Annotated in this window: 18 protein-coding genes and 1 pseudogene; 13 read left to right on the forward strand and 6 right to left on the reverse strand. The window is 68.7% G+C overall.

Translation table 11 applies throughout. The features are described 5' to 3' along the window. Positions 1–89 precede the first annotated feature (89 nt). Together G6N53_RS14920 and G6N53_RS14925 are read left to right on the forward strand one after the other, a co-directional pair. Complete coding sequence (locus G6N53_RS14920; RefSeq protein WP_163889558.1) at positions 90–683, forward strand: hypothetical protein; 594 nt, start codon at positions 90–92, stop codon at positions 681–683. Then, positions 680–1,264, forward strand: a complete 585-nt coding sequence (locus G6N53_RS14925; protein WP_163889560.1) for a hypothetical protein — start codon at positions 680–682, stop codon at positions 1,262–1,264. Before G6N53_RS14920 ends, G6N53_RS14925 begins: the two co-directional genes overlap by 4 nt. A gap of 10 nt (positions 1,265–1,274) precedes the next feature. Here G6N53_RS14925 and G6N53_RS14930 read toward each other — a convergent pair whose 3' ends face one another. Next, a complete protein-coding gene (locus tag G6N53_RS14930; protein WP_163889562.1) occupies positions 1,275–1,529 on the reverse strand; it encodes a DUF2631 domain-containing protein in 255 nt (84 codons plus the stop codon). Positions 1,530–1,638: 109 nt separating this feature from the next. Between G6N53_RS14930 and G6N53_RS14935 the strand changes: the two genes are divergently transcribed. Next, complete coding sequence (locus G6N53_RS14935) at positions 1,639–2,487, forward strand: mycofactocin-coupled SDR family oxidoreductase (RefSeq protein WP_163889564.1); 849 nt, start codon at positions 1,639–1,641, stop codon at positions 2,485–2,487. A gap of 10 nt (positions 2,488–2,497) precedes the next feature. Here the strand turns inward: G6N53_RS14935 and G6N53_RS14940 are convergent. Next, positions 2,498–3,833, reverse strand: a pseudogene (locus G6N53_RS14940) (cryptochrome/photolyase family protein). Positions 3,834–3,891: 58 nt separating this feature from the next. Here G6N53_RS14940 and G6N53_RS14945 point away from each other — a divergent pair. Both G6N53_RS14945 and puuE read left to right on the forward strand, forming a co-directional pair. Further along, a complete protein-coding gene (locus G6N53_RS14945; protein WP_163889567.1) occupies positions 3,892–4,767 on the forward strand; it encodes a TIGR03619 family F420-dependent LLM class oxidoreductase in 876 nt (291 codons plus the stop codon). Between the two features lie 25 nt (positions 4,768–4,792). Next, a complete protein-coding gene (puuE, locus tag G6N53_RS14950; RefSeq protein WP_163889569.1) occupies positions 4,793–5,713 on the forward strand; it encodes an allantoinase PuuE in 921 nt (306 codons plus the stop codon). Between the two features lie 6 nt (positions 5,714–5,719). On the opposite strand, the gene G6N53_RS14955 is transcribed toward puuE, so the two are convergent. Together G6N53_RS14955 and G6N53_RS14960 are read right to left on the reverse strand one after the other, a co-directional pair. After that, a complete protein-coding gene (locus G6N53_RS14955; RefSeq protein ID WP_163889571.1) occupies positions 5,720–6,301 on the reverse strand; it encodes a fasciclin domain-containing protein in 582 nt (193 codons plus the stop codon). Positions 6,302–6,486: 185 nt separating this feature from the next. Beyond that, positions 6,487–7,176 carry a fasciclin domain-containing protein gene (locus G6N53_RS14960; RefSeq protein WP_163889573.1) on the reverse strand — a complete coding sequence of 230 codons (690 nt, stop codon included), beginning with the start codon at positions 7,174–7,176 and terminating at the stop codon, positions 6,487–6,489. Between the two features lie 149 nt (positions 7,177–7,325). Between G6N53_RS14960 and dxr the strand changes: the two genes are divergently transcribed. From dxr to G6N53_RS14995, 7 genes are all read left to right on the forward strand, one after another. Continuing rightward, entirely contained in the window at positions 7,326–8,573 is a 1,248-nt protein-coding gene (gene dxr / locus G6N53_RS14965; RefSeq protein ID WP_163889576.1) for a 1-deoxy-D-xylulose-5-phosphate reductoisomerase, read from the forward strand. 13 nt (positions 8,574–8,586) lie between these two features. Next, entirely contained in the window at positions 8,587–9,828 is a 1,242-nt protein-coding gene (locus G6N53_RS14970; protein WP_163889578.1) for a M50 family metallopeptidase, read from the forward strand. 14 nt (positions 9,829–9,842) lie between these two features. Further along, the gene (gene ispG / locus G6N53_RS14975; RefSeq protein ID WP_371870888.1) at positions 9,843–11,018 is read left to right on the forward strand and encodes a flavodoxin-dependent (E)-4-hydroxy-3-methylbut-2-enyl-diphosphate synthase; all 1,176 of its coding nucleotides are present in this window, start codon (positions 9,843–9,845) and stop codon (positions 11,016–11,018) included. Between the two features lie 59 nt (positions 11,019–11,077). Continuing rightward, the gene (locus G6N53_RS14980; protein WP_163889582.1) at positions 11,078–11,941 is read left to right on the forward strand and encodes a GNAT family N-acetyltransferase; all 864 of its coding nucleotides are present in this window, start codon (positions 11,078–11,080) and stop codon (positions 11,939–11,941) included. 27 nt (positions 11,942–11,968) lie between these two features. Then, positions 11,969–12,634: a GNAT family N-acetyltransferase gene (locus tag G6N53_RS14985; RefSeq protein ID WP_163889584.1), complete on the forward strand. Its 666-nt coding sequence runs from the start codon at positions 11,969–11,971 to the stop codon at positions 12,632–12,634. A 136-nt stretch (positions 12,635–12,770) separates the two neighbouring features. Continuing rightward, complete coding sequence (locus G6N53_RS14990; RefSeq protein WP_163889587.1) at positions 12,771–14,585, forward strand: penicillin-binding transpeptidase domain-containing protein; 1,815 nt, start codon at positions 12,771–12,773, stop codon at positions 14,583–14,585. Between the two features lie 63 nt (positions 14,586–14,648). Next, positions 14,649–15,260, forward strand: a complete 612-nt coding sequence (locus tag G6N53_RS14995; RefSeq protein ID WP_163889589.1) for a DUF1707 SHOCT-like domain-containing protein — start codon at positions 14,649–14,651, stop codon at positions 15,258–15,260. 3 nt (positions 15,261–15,263) lie between these two features. Here the strand turns inward: G6N53_RS14995 and G6N53_RS15000 are convergent, their stop codons facing one another. Both G6N53_RS15000 and G6N53_RS30245 read right to left on the reverse strand, forming a co-directional pair. Next, positions 15,264–16,451, reverse strand: a complete 1,188-nt coding sequence (locus G6N53_RS15000; protein WP_237166526.1) for a sulfotransferase family protein — start codon at positions 16,449–16,451, stop codon at positions 15,264–15,266. After that, positions 16,448–17,476: a DUF1214 domain-containing protein gene (locus G6N53_RS30245; RefSeq protein ID WP_237166746.1), complete on the reverse strand. Its 1,029-nt coding sequence runs from the start codon at positions 17,474–17,476 to the stop codon at positions 16,448–16,450. The genes G6N53_RS15000 and G6N53_RS30245 overlap by 4 nt, the downstream gene beginning before the upstream one ends. An 82-nt stretch (positions 17,477–17,558) precedes the next feature. Between G6N53_RS30245 and G6N53_RS15005 the strand changes: the two genes are divergently transcribed. Further along, a complete protein-coding gene (locus G6N53_RS15005; protein ID WP_163889593.1) occupies positions 17,559–18,161 on the forward strand; it encodes a TetR family transcriptional regulator in 603 nt (200 codons plus the stop codon).

The following is an 18,161-nucleotide window of genomic DNA, read 5'->3' on the forward strand; positions in this document are numbered from 1 at the left end:
ATGTTCAAATAAGTGTCACGCTGTCTGTGCGCGAGACCACTTGCGCACAAGGTGCGGCGATGACGCAGGAGTCCCCAGGGAGGCAGACGGTGACTGCTCGCACGTCCGAGGTCGGCGGCCTCGGACCGGCTGACCGCAAGAGCTCCGGAGTGCGTAGCTCCGGCGACATGCTCCTCACCTACGACCTGACGGCCGTCGCCGCCGACGTCGAGGAGGTCGTCCGCAACGCCGGTGGATGGCTCTGCGACCGGGCCCGGGCCGGCTGGCAGGTCACCGTGCTGGTGCCGCCGGGCAGTGACACACGCGCACTGACGATCCTGGGCCTGCGCGCGGGAAACTGGGAACCGGGGGAGTCCGTGTTGGGCCCCGAACCGCCGGCCGCTGTCGCGGTGGGTGCCGACGTCCTGGACCACCACGACCGGCTGCGCCGGGAGGTGCTGGCCGGCGTCGGAGGCGCCGGTATCGAGATCACCGTGTGGGGTGAATCGCCACTGTTTGCCGCCGACCCGAGATTCGGGCGGGTGCAACACCCCCTCAGCGTCGCCGCGCGGGCGTTCAAGGCACGGGCACTTCGGCCGTCCGGCACCCCTTCCGCGTTGCCGGCCGTCGAGCAGTTCCGCAGCTGTGCCTTGTGGTACCCGCCGGAGGGCAGCGATCTGGTGCCGGTCTCGTCGAGCCGGTGACCGGAGATCGGATACCGGTGATTTCGCGACGGTTGCGCCCCGAAGGCCGGGAGGGCACCGACGACGGTCGCCTGCATCGCCTCCGCCTCATGGTGCCTGCCGCGGGGATCGGGGAGGTCGTGCGGTCTGCGGGCGGCTTCCTCTGTGACCGGGCGCGTGCCGGGTGGGATGTCAGGATGCTGCTCACGTCACCGTGCGACACCCGAGCGCTGCGCATCCTCGGCATCGCGGCACACGAAGTCGACGCCGATCTCGTGTCGGTGATCCGCGGGCTCACCGACGGCGGCGCGCTCGCGGTCTGCGCCGATGTCCTGGCCCGGGACCCCGACAGCCGCGACGAAGTGTCGCGATTGGTCAGCCGGGGTCTGGCCGATGTCACGGTGTGGGGCCGGCCGACACTCGGCAACCTCGCCCAGGGGCTCGAACCGGTCACATTCCCGATGAGCGCCGCGGCCAGGGCGTTCAAAGCGCACGCCCTCCTGGCGACCGGCGGCGCGGCGGACAGCGCCGCCGCCGTCGAACCACATGAAGCGCTGTTCCGGGTGCGCGGGCTACCTCACCGCCGGCGGAACTCGCTGTGAGTCGCAGACCTCAGCGGGTCTCACGGTTGCGGTGGACGTACCAACTACGCGCCACGACAGCAAAAATGAACGCCGCGAAGCCGACCAGGAACCAGTCCTCGACGCGACCGGTGTGGTTGCCGTGCAGCATCAGCAGCAGGAAGATCCCTCCCAGCACCCCGCCGATCTGCTGGACGCGGGGGTTCTCCTTCGACCAGCCCCACTCCGCGGACGGCACGTCCTCGACGTCAACGCCGCTGCGACGTTCCACCTCGGTGCTTGCCACGGCTGCTCCTCACGATCGGGGCTCGGTTGCCGCCATTCTGACACAGGCCTACTACGAGTGGCCGTAGAGCCACCGAATGCACAGCATCGGCACAGTAGGCTCGCCGGTCATGACAGCGCACAACAGACCGGGCCTCTTCGACGACAAGGTGGTCTTCGTCACCGGTGCGGCACGGGGCCAGGGACGGGCACACGCCATCCGGTTCGCCGAAGAGGGCGCCGATGTCATCGCCGTAGACCTGTGCGACCAGATCAACAGCGTGGCCTATCCGATGGCGACGCCCGAGGACCTCGAGGAGACGGTGCGACTGGTCGAGAAGACCGGACGGCGGATCATCGCCGAGCGCGGCGACGTGCGCGACCGCGACCGGCTCGCCGAGGTCGTCAGCCGCGGGGTGGCCGAGTTCGGGCGCCTCGACTTCGTGCTCGCCAACGCCGGGATCCTGCCCGCCGCCGGCGAACAGGGCCGCGACATCACCGCCTACACCGACGCCATCGGCGTGATGCTCAACGGCGTCTACTTCACCGTCGATGCCGCACTGCCGGCGATGCTGGCCAATCCGGACGGCGGAGCCATCGTGATCACCAGCTCGGCAGCCGGGTTCAAATCCGTCAGCACCGATTTCGACAGCATGAGCCACGGAGCGGCCGGATACACCGCGGCCAAACACGGCGTCGTCGGCCTGATGCGGCACTTCGCCACGTCGCTGGCGAGCAGGAACATCCGGGTCAACTCGGTGCATCCGGGCGGCGTCGCCACCCCGATGGTGCTCAACGAGGCCATGGCCGGTTTTGTCGCCGAGCACCCGTCGTTCGGAGAGTCGCAGCGCCCCCTGCTGACCATCCCGATGATGGAACCCGACGAGGTCAGCGAGACGATGGTGTACCTGTGCGGACCGGCCGGTCGTCACGTCACCGGCGTGGCGCTGCCCGTCGACGCCGGGCTGATGCTCAAGTAGCCGTACCGCTTCACTTCAACGCGCCGTACCGGCGCAACGCCTCGGACCGCTCCTCGGCGTGGTCGACCATCGGCTGCGGGTAGCCGTCGGGGCGGTCGGCGCCGAGCTTGTGCACATCGTCGACCCCCGACAACTCCGGCACCCAGCGACGCACATAGTCGCCCGACGGGTCGAACTTCGCACCCTGGGTCGTCGGGTTGAACACCCGGAAGCGGCGCTGCGTCCGTGCCGCACCCGGCCGCCCACTGCCACCCGTGCTGGTTGTTGGCCATGTCACCGTCGACCAGCTGCTCGAGAAACCACCGAGCACCCCACTGCCACGGCAAATGCAGGTCCTTGACCAGAAACGACGCCACGATCATCCGCACCCGGTTGTGCATGAACCCGGTTTCGGCCAGCTGTCGCATCCCGGCGTCGACGATCGGAAAGCCCGTCCGCCCGGCCTTCCACGCCTCGAACGCCTTCTCGGCATCGCCGCCGTCGTCGACCTCGATACGGTCGAATGCGGAGTTCCAGTTCCACCACGCGCTCTTCGGCCACTCGTGCAGCACGCCGGCGTAGAAATCGCGAAAAGCCAACTCCCGCAGGTAGGCCTGCGGCCCTTTGCCCCGGCCCAGGTCCGCAGCCAGAGTGCGCGGATGGATGGTGCCGAACTTCAGGTGCGCCGACATCCGGCTGGTCCCGTCGAGATCGGGACGGTTGCGGTCACCGTCGTAGTCGACCAGCCCGGCGCGGCAGAACTGCTGCCAGTGATCACGGGCGGCCTTCTCGCCTGCCGGCAGCTCGAGATCGACTCCCAAGTCCGGAATGTCGGTGACCGCGGACCGTCCGGGCACCTGCGCCGGTTCGATCCAGCGGGCCGACCCACTGCCCGATTCCGCCGGGGACCGCCACCCGTGCTTGCGCCACGTGTCGAAGAACGGGGTGAACACCTTGTACGGAGTGCCGTCACCCTTGGTGACCCGGCCCGGCGACACCAGGTACGGCGATCCGGTCGCAACCAGTTCCACCTCGCCGAGCGCGTCGCGCACCTGCTCGTCGCGGCGCCGCCCGAAGGGCGTGAAATCGTCGGAGACGTGCACCGACGGTGCGTCGACCGCTTTGGCCAACGCCGGTATCCGCACCGTCGGGTCGCCGCGGGTGACCAGCAACCGGCCGTCGAGTCCGGTACGCAAGTCGCGCAGCGCGTCGTACAGATACTGCAACCGCCGCTCACCCGCGCCGTTCTGCAGTCGCGGGTCCAGCACATAACAGGCGAGTACCTCGCCGTCGACATCGGCAGCGGCCAACAGGGCGGGCAGGTCGCCCAACCGCAGATCACGGCGGAACCACAACACAGCGGGCATGGCATTGATGCTGCCCGGAATCTGCGGTAGAGAAACAAGGATCGACGAGAGGCAGTTGATGCAATTCTGGAGCGGCACGCCGTTCATGGAGGTCGCCGACGCGATCGCGGTCGCGAAGATGGTGGACGAGGCGGGCTACGACGGGATCATCTGCGCCGATCACCTGATCTATCCACGCGAACTGAAATCGCCCTATCCCGATTCGCCCACGCAGAAGCCGCCGTGGCGACCGGACACCAGCTGGCCGGACCCCTGGGTGCTGATCGGTGCGATGGCCGCGGTGACGACCACGTTGCGGTTCTCCAATGCGATCTACATCGCCCCGGCGCGGCCGCTGCTCGAGGTCGCCAAACAGGTCGCGACGGCGTCGGTGATCTCCGGCGGCCGGGTGTCGCTCGGGGTCGGCGCAGGCTGGATGCGCGAAGAGTACGAGTTGATGGGTCAGGATTTCGGGAACCGCGGGAGCCGCCTCGACGAGATGATCCCGGCGCTGCGGGCGCTGTGGGCCGGAGGCTGGGTGTCGTGGAACGGCGAGCACTATCAGGTGCCCGAGCTGATGATCGAGCCCCATCCGCCGGGTCCGGTCCCGATCCTCTGCGGCGGCGAGTCCGAGGCCGCACTGCGCCGCGCGGCACGACTGTGCGACGGCTGGGTCGGCTACGCCTACGGATGGGACGACGCCGTGCGCTACGCCCAGAAGCTGACGGACCTACGAGGCCACTACAGACGCGGCGACGAACCGTTCGACATCCTGCTGGCTCTGCTCGAGCCGCCGACCCCCGACCTCTACAAGCGCGCCGAGGACGCCGGGATCACCGCCGTGATGTGCGCGCCGTGGATGGGCGCCGAGGGCGTGCCCTCCGGCGGTGTCGAGCGATTCCGGGGTCCCATCGAGCAGTTCGCCGAGACGGTCATCGCCAAGGTCAACGCCTGACCGGCACTGCTGCCAGAATGCCAGCATGACCACCCAGCCTGGCGAGCGCTATCCGCGGGACATGGTGGGCTACGGCCCCCACCCGCCGCACCCTCACTGGCCGGGCGAAGCGAACATCGCGGTGCAGTTCGTGCTCAACTACGAGGAGGGCGCGGAGAGCAGTGTGCTGCACGGCGACGCGTCCTCGGAGACTTTTCTGTCGGAAATCGTAGCCGCCCAACCCTTCCCGAACCGGCACATGAGCATGGAGTCGCTGTACGAATACGGCTCGCGTGCCGGGTTGTGGCGGGTGCTGCGGACCTTCGGTCGACGTGACCTGCCGCTGACCATCTTCGGGGTCGCGATGGCGCTGGCACGAAACCCTGCGGCCGTATCGGCGTTTCTGGAGCGCGGCGACGAGATCGCCTGCCATGGCCTTCGCTGGATCAGCTATCAACTGCTCGAACCGGAGGTGGAGCGCAGGCACCTCGCCGAGGCGGTCGCGTTGATGACCGAGGTGACCGGGCAGCCCCCGTTGGGCTGGTACACCGGACGTGACTCACCGGCCACCCGCCGGCTGCTGGTCGAGCACGGCGGCTTCGTCTACGACTCGGATTCCTATGCCGACGACCTGCCGTACTGGACCAGAGTGGACGGGACGAACCATCTGGTCGTCCCGTACACCCTGGACACCAACGACATGCGCTTCGCGATCGCAGGCGGATTTCCCAGTGGAGACGAGTTCTTCACCCACCTGCGTGACGCGTTCGACGTGCTGTACGCCGAGGGGGTGGCCGGCGCGCCGAAGATGCTCTCCATCGGACTGCACTGCCGGCTGGTGGGCCGGCCTGCCAGGATCGCATCGCTGGAGCGGTTCCTGGACCATGTGCAGTCCCACGAAGGGGTGTGGATCACCCGGCGCATCGACATCGCGCGACACTGGGCAGAGCACTTCCCCGCGCCCTGACGGTGACTACGCGGGCGGCATCAGCACCGTGTCGATCAGGTAGACCGTGGCGTTGGCGGTCTGCACGCCGCCGCACACCACCGACGCGTCGTTGACGCGCAGCTCGCCGCCGTGTCCGGTCACGGTCACGTCGCTGCCCTGCACTGTCGTGTGGGTGCCCACCACCGCGGCCGGATCTGCCTTGCCCGGAACCACGTGGTAGGTGAGGATATTGGTCAGCAGCGGAGCATCAGTGGTGAGGGTCTCGATGGTCGCCGGGTCGATCTTGGCGAACGCTTCGTCGGTGGGCGCGAAGACGGTGAACTCGCCGCCGTTGAGGGTGTCGACCAGGTTGACCTCTGGATTGAGTTGTCCTGAAAGGGCTTTGGTCAGAGTGGTGAGCAGCGGGTTGTTCGCCGCGGCGACGGTGACCGGTTCCTGCGACATGCCCTGCACCGATCCCGGTCCGGTGGGCACCTGCTCCGCGTAGGCCGCGCATCCCGGCCCGACCGGTTGGGCGGTGGCTGTGGCCGCTGCTCCCAGCGACAGGCCGATCGTCGCGGCTACAGCGAATCCGGCTCCTGCCAATGCTTTTCCGTTGACCATCATGTCCTGGAGTTCCCTTCGTATCGCCAACCGGAGGCCCGGCGACGTCTTGTTTGTGTTGTTGCAATTGCTATTCGGCGCCGATCGCGTCACGGATGGGTTGTGGGGCAAAGATTGTCGACACCGGCAGACAGGAAAATCCCCCGCACTGCAGGCAGTGCGGGGGATTTCCGGGGTGGCTGGGCCGGTCAGTTGGCCGGAGGCATCAGCACCGTGTCGATCATGTACACCGTGGCGTTGGCGGTCTGCACGCCACCGCACACCAGGGCGGCGTCGTTGACCATCATGTCGTTACCGGCGCCGGTGACATTCAGCGTCGCACCCTGCACCGTGGCGTGCTCGCCTGCGACCTGGTCGGGGCTCGCCTGCCCGGGCACCACGTGGTAGGTCAGGATGCTGGTCAACAGGTCGGCGTCCGTCTGGAGGGTCTCCAGGGTGGCGGCGTCGATCTTGGCGAACGCATCGTCGGTCGGCGCGAAGACGGTGAACTCACCGCCGTTGAGCGTGTCGACGAGGTTGACGTCGGGGTTGAGCTGTCCCGACAGCGCCGAGGTCAGCGTGGTCAGCATCGGGTTGTTCGATGCCGCCACGGTCACCGGGTCCTGGGCCATGCCCGCGACCGAACCGGGTCCCTCGGGCACCTGCTCGGCGTAGGCGGCGCAGCCGGAGCCGATGAGGTTGGCCGCTGGGTCGGCCATCGCGCTGGTGGTCGCGGGGGCTTCTGAGGTGCCGGTTGCGTCCTCCACGGCCGACTCCGCCGCGCTGGTGGCCGACGTGACGTTGGTCTCGGCCTCCTCGCTCGAACAGGCCGCTGCCCCAAAGATCGCCACTGCAGCGATACCCGCCGCTGCAGCTGACTTCCGGTGAAATGCCTTCATATTCTCCCTATCCCTTCATGAGCGGACGGCGTTGCCCGCCCTGAGCTGACACACGTGATTCCTAACTGCGGCGCCGACGGATGGGTCGGGACAGGTTCTGTCACATTTGCGTAATAACTTCCGGGCCGTGGCCGGGTGCAAGGACGCCGATGCAAGGACGCCGGTGCAAGGACGCCGATGCAAGGACTCGGCCGCGGCGGCGCGGTCGCGGGCGGCACAATGGACCGGTGAGCGAATCGGACAGACGGCTGCGGGTGCTGATCCTGGGCAGCACGGGGTCCATCGGAACCCAGGCGCTCGACGTCATCGCCGCCAACCCCGAGCGCTTCGAGATCGTCGGGCTGGCCGCAGGCGGAGGCAACCCCGACCTGCTGGCGCGGCAGCGCAGCCGGACCGGGGTGACGAACATCGCCGTCGCCGACCCGGCTGCCGCCCAGATCGTCGGTGATGTCGCTTACACCGGACCGGACGCAGTCACTCAGCTGGTCGAGGACACCGAGGCGGACGTCGTGCTCAACGCGCTGGTCGGCGCACTGGGTCTGAAACCGACCCTGGCGGCGCTGGCCAGCGGTGCCCGGCTGGCGCTGGCCAACAAGGAGTCGCTGGTGGCGGGGGGCCCCCTGGTGCTCAGGGCCGCCGCTCCCGGACAGATCGTGCCCGTCGACTCGGAGCACTCCGCGCTGGCGCAGTGCCTGCGTGGCGGCACCGCCGACGAGGTGGCCAAGCTGGTCCTGACCGCGTCGGGCGGGCCGTTCCGGGGGTGGAGCGCCGCACGGCTGGAGAACGTCACCCCCGAGCAGGCCGGGGCGCATCCCACCTGGTCGATGGGGCCGATGAACACCCTGAACTCGGCTTCCCTGGTCAACAAGGGACTGGAACTGATCGAGACCCACCTGTTGTTCGGGGTCGACTACGACCGCATCGACGTGGTCGTGCACCCCCAGTCGATCGTCCATTCGATGGTGACGTTCACCGACGGCTCGACCCTGGCCCAGGCCAGCCCGCCCGACATGAAGTTGCCCATCGCGCTGGCGCTGGGCTGGCCCGCCAGGGTGGCCGGCGCGGCATCGGCGTGTGACTTCTCCACCGCTGCCACCTGGGAATTCGAACCGCTCGACAGCGACGTCTTCCCCGCGGTCGACCTGGCCCGCGAGGCGGGTCGTGGCGGGGGATGCCTGACCGCGGTGTACAACGCCGCCAACGAAGAGGCCGCAGAAGCGTTCCTCGGAGGCCGCATCCCGTTCCCGGCGATCGTGAGGACCGTCGGGGACGTCCTGCGCGCTGCCGACCAGTGGTCGGCCGAACCAGCTACCGTGGAGGACGTGCTCGACGCGCAGCTGTGGGCCCGTGACCGGGCCCGGCGGGCAGTCGAGCGCGAACCCGCAGCCAGAAGATAGGACCCGCCGCCACATGATGTTCACGATCGGCATCGTGCTCTTCGCACTCGCCATCCTGCTGTCGGTGGCGCTGCACGAGTGCGGCCACATGTGGGTCGCGCGCGCGACCGGGATGAAGGTGCGTCGCTACTTCGTCGGTTTCGGTCCCACGCTGTGGTCCACCCGCAGACCGAACAAGCTGGGGGAGACCGAGTACGGGGTGAAGGCGGTCCCGCTGGGTGGCTTCTGTGACATCGCGGGCATGACATCGGTCGAGGAACTCACACCCGACGAGCGCCCCTACGCGATGTACAAGCAGAAGACGTGGAAGCGCGTGGCGGTGCTGGCCGCCGGACCCGGCATGAACTTCGCCATCGGGCTGGTGCTGATCTACGCCATCGCGGTCATCTGGGGTCTGCCCAACCTGCACCCGCCGACCAGCGCCATGGTGGGCGAGACGTCGTGCGTGAAATCCGAAGTCGCGCAGGGCACTCTGGGCGACTGCATCGCGCCCAGCCCGGCGGCCGCGGCGGGCATCCAGGCCGGCGATGTCGTGGTGGAGGTCGGTGACACAGCCGTGGCGTCGTTCGACGAGCTGGTCACCGCGGTCCGCCAGCTCAACGGGCCGACGCAGTTCACGGTGCAGCGTGACCAGGACGGCCAGCTGCGGGAGTTCACCACCACTGTCGACGTCACGCAGAGTCAGCGTTATGTCGCCGGTGGCGACGGGGCCGCCGAGCCGGTTCCCGCGGACGTCGGCACCATCGGCGTCACGGGCGCCACGTTCGGACCGACGCAGCACAACCCGCTCTCGGCAGTGCCCGCGACGTTCGCGTTCACCGGTGACCTCGCCGTGGAACTGGGCAAGGCGCTGGCCAAGATCCCGACCAAGGTCGGCGCGCTGGTGGAGTCCATCGGCGGCGGCGAACGCGATCCCGAAACGCCGATCAGTGTCGTCGGCGCCAGCATCATCGGCGGCGACACCGTCGACGCCGGGCTGTGGGTGGCGTTCTGGTTCTTCCTGGCCCAACTGAACTTCGTGCTCGGCGCCATCAACCTGGTTCCGCTGCTGCCGTTCGACGGCGGACACATCGCGATCGCCGTGTTCGAGAAGCTACGCAACCTGTTCCGATCGGCGCGCGGCATGGTGGCCGCCGCGCCGGTGAACTACCTCAAGCTGATGCCTGCCACCTATGTGGTGCTCGTGCTGGTGGCCGGCTACATGCTGTTGACGGTCACCGCCGACCTGGTCAACCCCATCAGACTTTTCCAGTAGGAGATCTCATGACCATGTCCATCGGGTTGGGGATGCCGGCAGCGCCGGCGCCCACCCTGGCCCCCCGCCGAAAGACCCGCCAGCTGATGGTGCGCGACGTCGGTGTCGGCAGCGATCACCCGATCGCGGTGCAGTCGATGTGCACCACAAAGACCCACGACATCAACGCGACCCTGCAGCAGATCGCCGAGCTCACCGCGTCCGGCTGCGACATCGTGCGGGTGGCGTGCCCGCGCCAGGAAGACGCCGACGCATTGCCCGTGATCGCGAAGAAGTCGAAGATCCCGGTGATCGCCGACATCCATTTCCAGCCCAAGTACATCTTCGCGGCCATCGACGCGGGCTGTGCTGCCGTCCGGGTCAACCCGGGCAACATCAAGGAGTTCGACGGGCGGGTCAAAGAGGTCGCCAAGGCGGCCGGGGCGGCGGGTATTCCGATCCGCATCGGCGTCAACGCCGGGTCGCTGGACAAGCGCTTCATGGAGAAGTACGGCAAGGCGACGCCGGAGGCGCTGGTCGAGTCCGCGTTGTGGGAGGCCTCCCTGTTCGAGGAACACGGCTTCGGCGACATCAAGATCAGCGTCAAGCACAACGACCCCGTCGTCATGGTCGCGGCGTACGAGTTGCTGGCCTCCAAGAGCGACTACCCCCTGCACCTCGGTGTGACCGAGGCCGGACCCGCGTTCCAGGGCACCATCAAGTCGGCGGTCGCCTTCGGGGCGCTGCTGAGCAAGGGGATCGGTGACACCATCCGGGTGTCGTTGTCCGCACCGCCTGCCGAAGAGGTCAAGGTCGGCAACCAGATCCTCGAGTCGCTGAACCTGCGGCCGCGTGGCCTCGAGATCGTGTCGTGCCCGTCGTGCGGACGCGCCCAGGTCGACGTCTACACCCTGGCCAACGAGGTGACCGCGGGCTTGGAGGGTATGGAGGTGCCGCTGCGGGTCGCGGTGATGGGCTGTGTCGTCAACGGACCCGGCGAAGCCCGCGAAGCCGACCTCGGCGTCGCATCCGGCAACGGCAAGGGCCAGATCTTCGTCAAGGGTGAGGTCATCAAGACCGTGCCCGAGGCCATGATCGTCGAGACCCTGATCGAAGAGGCGCTTCGGCTGGCTTCGGAGGTGCAGGCAGAATCCGGTGCGACACCGGGTTCAAATGATGGCAGCGGTTCGCCGGTTGTGACCGTAAGCTGAGATTCGGCCCCCGGGGTGCCGGGTCGGCCTTTTCAAGGTAAGTCGCAGAAAGAGTCCAGATGTCGGCTCCTCCGCTTTTCCGCCTCGTTGATGAGCGAAGGGTGTCGGTGCTGCGCGACATCCGTGACATGTCCGCGGTTCGGCAGGTGCTCGACAGTGACCCGGTGGCTTCGTGCATGGTCGCATCGCGCGTCGCCGAGTACGGCATCGAACCCTCGGGGATCGGCGGCGAGCTCTGGACCCGGCGGCGGGCCGGCGAGTCGTTGTGTTACGCCGGGGCCAACCTGATTCCGTTACGCGGCGGGCGTGACGATCTCAATGCCTTCGCCGACAAGGCGATGAGCCAGGCGCGGCGATGCTCGTCGCTTGTCGGCCGCGCCGAATTGGTGCTGCCGATGTGGCAGCGCCTCGAACATGTCTGGGGCCCTGCCCGTGACGTTCGCGCCCACCAGCCGCTGATGGCGCTGGGCACGGCACCCGTGTGTGCGGTCGACCCGCAGGTCCGCCCGGTGCGCATCGAGGAGCTCGACGCCTACCTCGTCGCCGCCGTCGACATGTTCATCGGCGAGGTCGGCATCGACCCGCGTGCAGGGGACGGCGGCCGGGGTTATCGGCGCCGGGTCGCCGGGCTGATCGCGTCCGGACGGGCCTGGGCCCGGTTCGAGCGGGGTCAGGTGGTGTTCAAGGCCGAGATCGGCTCCCAGTCGCCGGCGGTCGGCCAGATCCAGGGCGTGTGGGTACATCCCGACTGGCGCGGCCGCGGCCTCGGAACGGCAGGTACGGCCGCGCTGGCCGCCGCCGTAGTGGCCAGTGGCCGCATCGCCAGCCTGTATGTCAACAGCTTCAACACCGTCGCACGCGCCACCTACGCGCGGATCGGGTTCGAAGAGGTGGGGTCGTTCGCCACGGTATTGCTCGACTGACCTCCACGGCCGAATACTCTGGCCCACATGACCGAGCAGGACATGACGGCGCAGCGCAGGATCATCGCCGACGCGCTCGTCCACGCACTTCGACGTAGACATGAGGTGCTCGACGCGGTCGTTGCCTCCGACGACTACGACGCGGCGATCGAGGCGATCGCCGACCTGCTCGACACCTCTGACACGGCGGCCGAAGCGGTGCTGAGGTTGTCGTTCGACCGGCTGACCAAGGTCTCGCGCCGCAGGATCGCAGCCGAACTGGACGACCTCAACAGCCAGGAATTGTCGTTCGCCTCCGCCGAGCAGTCCGCCCGCTCGGCGCGCCGGCTGATGCTGCGGCCGTTCGCGGCCGAAGTGGACCGGGACATCTTCGCCGCCCGCACCGACGACGTGCGTGCAGCAGGCGACGGCACGGCCGCGCCCCCGGGTGAACTCGGCGAGGAGATCCGCGAGGCCGTCGAACGGGTCGCCGCCGAGGAGGCGGTCTGGTTGGTGGCCGAGGTCGGGTCGTCCAAGGTCGGGATGGTCTTCGGCGAGCTCTCCGACGGTGAGGTCGACGTCCGCATCTGGATCCACCCGGACCACCGCAAGCAGGGCTACGGCACCGCTGCGCTGCGCACCTCCCGCTCGGAGATGGCCGCCTACTTCCCGGCGGTGCCGCTGGTCGTGCGCGCGCCGGCCGCCGGCAGCTAGAAGCCGCATCACTCGCCACGCCCAGATCCGACTTCTGCAGGTCGCCTCTCGCACTTCGGCTGCGAAAGTCGGATCTCGGCGTGGTCACGGTGCGCCTACGCGACGATGCGGTCTCAGGTTCGTAACATCTGCCTCAATGGCAACTCTGTTCTCATCTGCATCACGCGCGACCGGCGTCGCCATGGCGGTCCTGCTGGTCGTCACCCTCGGCGCCTGCACACCTCGGCCCGATGGACCCGAACCGGCGGCCGAGGAGTTCTTCGCCGCGCTGGCTGTCGGCGACACCACGGCCGCCGCCCAGCTCAGCGACCGGCCAGAGGCCGCCCGGGCCGCGCTCAACGAGGTGTGGGCCGGCCTGCAGGCCACTGGCCTGGACGCCCAGATCCTCAGCTCGAAGTACGCCGAGGACACCGGAAGCATCGCCTACCGCTACACCTGGCGCCTTCCCAAGGACCGCTCCTGGACCTACGACGGACGGCTGAACATGGTCCGGGCCGACGGGCGGTGGGAAGTCCGCTGGAGCGCCACCGGCGTGCACCCGAGGCTGGGGGAGAACCAGACCCTGGCGCTGCGGGCGGACGAGCCGCGGCGCGCCTCGGTCAACGAACGGGGCGGCACCGACGTCCTGGTGCCGGGCTACCGGTACCACTTCGCGCTGGATGCCCGGGCGGCCGGCTCCGAGCTGATGCCCACCGCGCGGGCGGTGGTCGGCGCACTGCACCGGTTCGACAACACCCTGGATCCGCAGCGGCTCGCCGAACTGGCCAGTTCGAAGCGGGCTCCGTTGAGCCTGATCACGCTGCGTCAGGCCGATCACGACGCGGTCGCCGGCGCCATCGGGGCCCTCCCGGGGGTGGTGATCACCCCGCAACCGGAGATGGTGCCCACCGACGAGAACTTCGCTCCGGCTCTGGTCAATCAGGTCAAGAACGCCGTCGTCGACGAGCTCGACGGCACCGCCGGGTGGCGCATCGTCAGCGTCAACCAGAACGGCGTGGACGTCGACATCCTCCACGAGGTGGCCGGTGACCCGGCGCCGTCGGTGACCATCAGCCTGGACCGCTCGGTGCAGAACGCCGCGCAGCACGCCGTCGACACCACCGGCAAGCAGGCCATGATCGTCGTGATCAAGCCATCGACCGGTGAGATCATGGCCGTCGCGCAGAACGCCGCCGCCGATCGCGAGGGCCCGATCGCCACCATGGGCCTGTTCCCGCCCGGGTCGACGTTCAAGATCGTCACCGCAGGCGCGGCGATCGAACGCGACATGGCCACGCCCAACACGCTTCTCGGCTGCCCGGGGCGGATGGACATCGGCCACCGCTCCGTGCCGAACTACGGCGGGTTCGACCTCGGCACGGTGCCGATGTCGCGGGCGTTCGCCAGCTCGTGCAACACGACGTTCGCCGAACTCGCCAGCCGGATGCCCCCGCGTGGGCTCACCCAGGCCGCCGCGCAGTACGGCATCGGCCCGGACTACACCATCGAGGGCATCGACACCGTCACCGGATCGGTGCCGCCGACGGTCAATCTCACCGAGCGCACCGAGGACGGTTTCGGTCAGGGCAAGGTGCTGGTCAGTCCCTTCGGGATGGCGTTGGCCGCCGCCACCGTCGCCGCCGGGCGCACCCCGGTTCCCCATCTCATCGACGGACGCGAAACCGAGATCAGCGGTGAGAGTGAGCCCATCCCGGCGGGCGTGGTCGACAGCCTGCGGCCGATGATGCGGCTGGTGGTCACCAACGGCACCGCCGAGGACCTGCAGGGCGCCGGAGATGTGCGCGGTAAGACGGGTGAGGCGGAGTTCGCAGGCGGGTCGCACTCGTGGTTCACCGGATATCGCGGTGACATGGCGTTCTCGGCGCTGATCGTCGGCGGCGGCAGCTCGGAGTACGCGGTGCGGATGCTCAAGGGCATGCTCGACGAACTGCCGCCGGATTACCTCGCCTGAGCGCCCGACTGTGCCGGATCGGCTGGGATCTGCGCAGCTGACGGCGGTACCGTGGAAGACGCCATGACCGAAATCAACCACATCCCCGGCGGCCTGCCCGCCGAAGCCGTCGAGATGCGGATCTCAGACGCCGACCGCAACGGCACGCTGCGCCGGCTGCACAACGCCGTGGCCCTCGGTCTGATCGACATCGACGAGTTCGAGGAGCGTTCGGCGATGGTGTCGCGGGCGCGGCTGCGTTCCGACCTCGACACGCTCGTCGGCGACCTGCCCGGTCCCGGCGCCATCGTCACCTCGGCCGCCGACCGCGTGGAACTGCGCGGCGTGCTCGGATCGCTCAAGCGCCAGGGTGAGTGGGTGGTGCCCAGCAGGCTCGCGCTGCACCGGCGCATGGGATCGGTCGAGCTCGACCTGACTCGTGCGCGCTTCGCGGGCCCGATCGTCGTCATCGAACTCGACATGAAGTTCGGCGGCCTGGATCTGCGGCTCCCCGACGGTGCGAGCGCGTCCATCGACGATGTCGAGGTCAACGTCGGAAGCGCCCACGACCACCGCAGGGACGCCCCGGCCGAAGGCGCCCCGCACGTCATCCTCACCGGCAAGGTGGTGTGCGGTTCGGTGGACGTTCGCGGGCCGCGCAAGTCTTTTCGGTTCCCCCGTCCGCTACGCGGCTGACCGCTACCTGAGCTGTTCGTCGGCAACCCCGTAGCGCTGCTGGTACCCGCGGACCTGCTCGCGGACCTCGGCGGCGTCCAGGCCGGTGTCAGCCCAGCGGTACCGGGTGCCACCGTGGTCACCGGGGTGGGCGATCAGGAAGTCGCGCATCCGCCTCTCGGTGGCCGGCTCCAGCTCGCGGCCCAGGCGTGCATAGAGCGCCCGTACCGTGGCCAGCGGGTCCCGGATGAACTCCGCGAACTGCACGTCGACGAAACGCAACCCGCCCAGGGCTCCGAAGTCCCGCAGCGCCATCGCACGCTCGAGGCCGATCACGATCTCCTCTCTCGACTGCGTCGCACACTCGGTGATCGAGGACTCGTCGGACGCCAGCCGGCGTAGATGGTGGGTGAGCGCGCTGATGGACGAGATGACGTTGAGCGGATCACGATGGGTCTGCACGATCACCGCGTCGGGGTATTCGGCTGCCAGCGCGTCGAGCTGCCACAGATGCGCCGGTGACTTCAGCAGCCACTGACAGGGCGACTCTGCCGGACCGGGTACACCGGACTGCAAGTGCTGCAGGAACATTCGGTGGTACCGGTAGGCAGCGGCGTGGTCGGCCTCGTGGAGCAGCCAGTGATAGTAGCCGGGCAGCCGGTACTGGACCGAGAAGATCATGCTGCAGAACTGCCCCGCGGTGATGCGGACGCATTCCTGCCCGACCAGAGCACCCATCGGGTGATGGACCAGCAGTCCGGGCACGATCTGTTCCGACGCCTCGATGGCGGCCTGTGTCTCGGCGATCCGCGGGTCGCTGTCGTAGGTGTCGGGCCGGGGCAGCGGGTAGGGGTGGTCCACCTCCCAGGTCAGTGGCGGTCGCAACGCGGGATCCTGGGCCAGCAGGTCGAACAGGATGGTCGTGCCGGTGCGGGGCTGCCCCACGATGAACAGCGGTCGCCCGACGGGCGACGCGGCGACCTCGGGGTGGCGCCTGCGCCAGTCGACGATCCGCAGCCGGTTGCTGAGGGCCCGGACGACGTCCATGACCGCGATCTCCACGCCGAGATCGTTGAGCCGCGCGTCGGCGGCCAACCCGTCGCAGAGCCGGGCGAGGCCTTCGCGCCAACTGGCATCGTCACCGAAATCGTCGGTACCGGCGGTCTCGACCGACTGTGCGACGAGGTGGTCCGGGGCGAGGCGGGCGCTCACGAGGCGGTGCCGCGGCGGACGGTCGTGTGCACGGCCGGTGCGTCCGGGTTGTCCAGCCAGCGCAGCACCACGAAGCCGCGGCGCCGGCCGCCGGTGTCCAGCCAGTGGCCGTGGCCGGGGTCGCCGGCGCCGATTGTGATGCGCACCACGCCGTCGCCGTCCGGGGTGACGCCCTTGTTCGTGACCGAGCTGTGCCGGTGGTGTGGTTCGAGGCATTCGTGCCAGACGTTCTCGAGCGTGACGTTCCAGTAGCGGGTGTCGGGAGGGGTGAATTCGAGCAGCAGCGATTCGTCGCAGTCGAGCGCGAACGACCCGAGCATGTACAGGTTGTCCGGTGTGGTGTCCGCCCCACCGAGTTCGGCGGCTGCGGCGGTGACCAGCGTGTTGGGCTGGGTGAGCAGTTCGGGCTTGATGGTGCGGTGCAGCGTGGCCAGCTTGACGATCGTCCACGCCATCGCGGTGAACGCGGCGGCCGCCTCGGCGGCTGAAACCGGTTGCAGCGCTGCGCTGTCGAGACACTCGATGGTCATCGAGGCCGGCGTCTCGGTGGCGGCATCGGCGATGTACTCGCGCACCACGATCGCCGACGCGTCTTCGGGGATGGGGATCCACTGGGCGCCGTTCAGCGCGTCGGGGCCCGGGTCGGTGGCGGCGAGCACCAGGGCGAAGGACCCCTGCGTGCACTGCAGTGCGGTGTCGCTGAGATAGCCCGCCATCCGCCGCGGGGTCAGCCCGGTGCCCGCGAGCACCTGGAACCCGAGATAGGTGGTGCTGCCGCGGCGTCCGGTGACCCGGTAGCGGTGGTCACCGCGAATCATCGCCAGCAGATATCGACCGTCGGGGTTGGGTCCGCCCACCATCCTGGTGGCGGTGCACATGTCGAAGAAGTGTGGCCGCAGTGGGTCGGCCTCGACGGACAACTCGGTGCACAGCGCAGTCACCTTGGCCAGCATGCGCAGCCCCTCGCGCAGTTCACGGTCATCGGCGGCGTCTTCGAGGACCGTGCCCGTCAGGTCGGCCAGCATCTGTTGGACGAACCGCCAGGATTCCAGGACCGCCCGGGTGTCTTCGTTGCCGATAGCTTCCACGGTGAGACATAGTCTCACTATGGACGCTGTCTCAGAGGAGAAATCGCCGGAAAGTCTGACCGTCCGCAAGCAGCGGGCGACCAGGGCCCGGATAGCGACCGCGGCAGCGCAGGTTGTGGTCGAACAGGGATTGGCCGGGGCGACCGTCGACCAGATCGCCGCGGCCGCCGAAGTGGGTCGCGCCACCTTCTTCCGGTACTTCAACGCGAAGGAGGATGCGGTCGCCGACGGGATGACCGCCCACTGGCTCGACCGCATCACCGCCGCGATCGCCACGCAGCCGCCGGGGACATCCGCCACCGCGGCGGTCGTCGCGGCGTTCGAGGACCTCGGCGACGGCTTTGACGAGATCAGTGACCAGGTTCGCGAGCTCGCGACGTTGACGCGCTCATCGCCGGTCTTCAGCGCCTGGACGCTGCAGATCTACCTGCGGTACGAGGCGACCATCGCCGAGCTGGTGGCTCCCCGGTTCACCGACCCGTCACCCGACGATCCGCGGCCACGGCTGCTGGGCGCGCTCGCCATGGCCGCGATCCGGATCGCTCTCGACGACTGGCTCCTCAGCGGAGGTTCGTTGCCGTCGCGGGTGCACCGGGCACTCGCCGCGATCAGCATCGGGTGA

It is taken from the genome of Mycolicibacterium hippocampi, assembly GCF_010723735.1.
Classification (GTDB): Bacteria; Actinomycetota; Actinomycetes; order Mycobacteriales; family Mycobacteriaceae; genus Mycobacterium; species Mycobacterium hippocampi.

Excerpts from the sequence above, each read along its gene's own strand:
- G6N53_RS14935 (WP_163889564.1), top strand. The coding sequence starts at position 1,639 with ATGACAGCGCACAACAGACCGGGCCTCTTCGACGACAAGGTGGTCTTC.
- G6N53_RS14945 (WP_163889567.1), top strand. The coding sequence starts at position 3,892 with ATGCAATTCTGGAGCGGCACGCCGTTCATGGAGGTCGCCGACGCGATC.
- puuE (WP_163889569.1), top strand. The coding sequence starts at position 4,793 with ATGACCACCCAGCCTGGCGAGCGCTATCCGCGGGACATGGTGGGCTAC.
- G6N53_RS14955 (WP_163889571.1), bottom strand. The coding sequence starts at position 6,301 with ATGATGGTCAACGGAAAAGCATTGGCAGGAGCCGGATTCGCTGTAGCC.
- G6N53_RS14960 (WP_163889573.1), bottom strand. The coding sequence starts at position 7,176 with ATGAAGGCATTTCACCGGAAGTCAGCTGCAGCGGCGGGTATCGCTGCA.
- dxr (WP_163889576.1), top strand. The coding sequence starts at position 7,326 with ATGCAAGGACGCCGGTGCAAGGACGCCGATGCAAGGACTCGGCCGCGG.
- G6N53_RS14970 (WP_163889578.1), top strand. The coding sequence starts at position 8,587 with ATGATGTTCACGATCGGCATCGTGCTCTTCGCACTCGCCATCCTGCTG.
- ispG (WP_371870888.1), top strand. The coding sequence starts at position 9,843 with ATGTCCATCGGGTTGGGGATGCCGGCAGCGCCGGCGCCCACCCTGGCC.
- G6N53_RS14980 (WP_163889582.1), top strand. The coding sequence starts at position 11,078 with ATGTCGGCTCCTCCGCTTTTCCGCCTCGTTGATGAGCGAAGGGTGTCG.
- G6N53_RS14985 (WP_163889584.1), top strand. The coding sequence starts at position 11,969 with ATGACCGAGCAGGACATGACGGCGCAGCGCAGGATCATCGCCGACGCG.
- G6N53_RS14990 (WP_163889587.1), top strand. The coding sequence starts at position 12,771 with ATGGCAACTCTGTTCTCATCTGCATCACGCGCGACCGGCGTCGCCATG.
- G6N53_RS14995 (WP_163889589.1), top strand. The coding sequence starts at position 14,649 with ATGACCGAAATCAACCACATCCCCGGCGGCCTGCCCGCCGAAGCCGTC.
- G6N53_RS30245 (WP_237166746.1), bottom strand. The coding sequence starts at position 17,476 with ATGCTGGCCGACCTGACGGGCACGGTCCTCGAAGACGCCGCCGATGAC.
- G6N53_RS15005 (WP_163889593.1), top strand. The coding sequence starts at position 17,559 with ATGGACGCTGTCTCAGAGGAGAAATCGCCGGAAAGTCTGACCGTCCGC.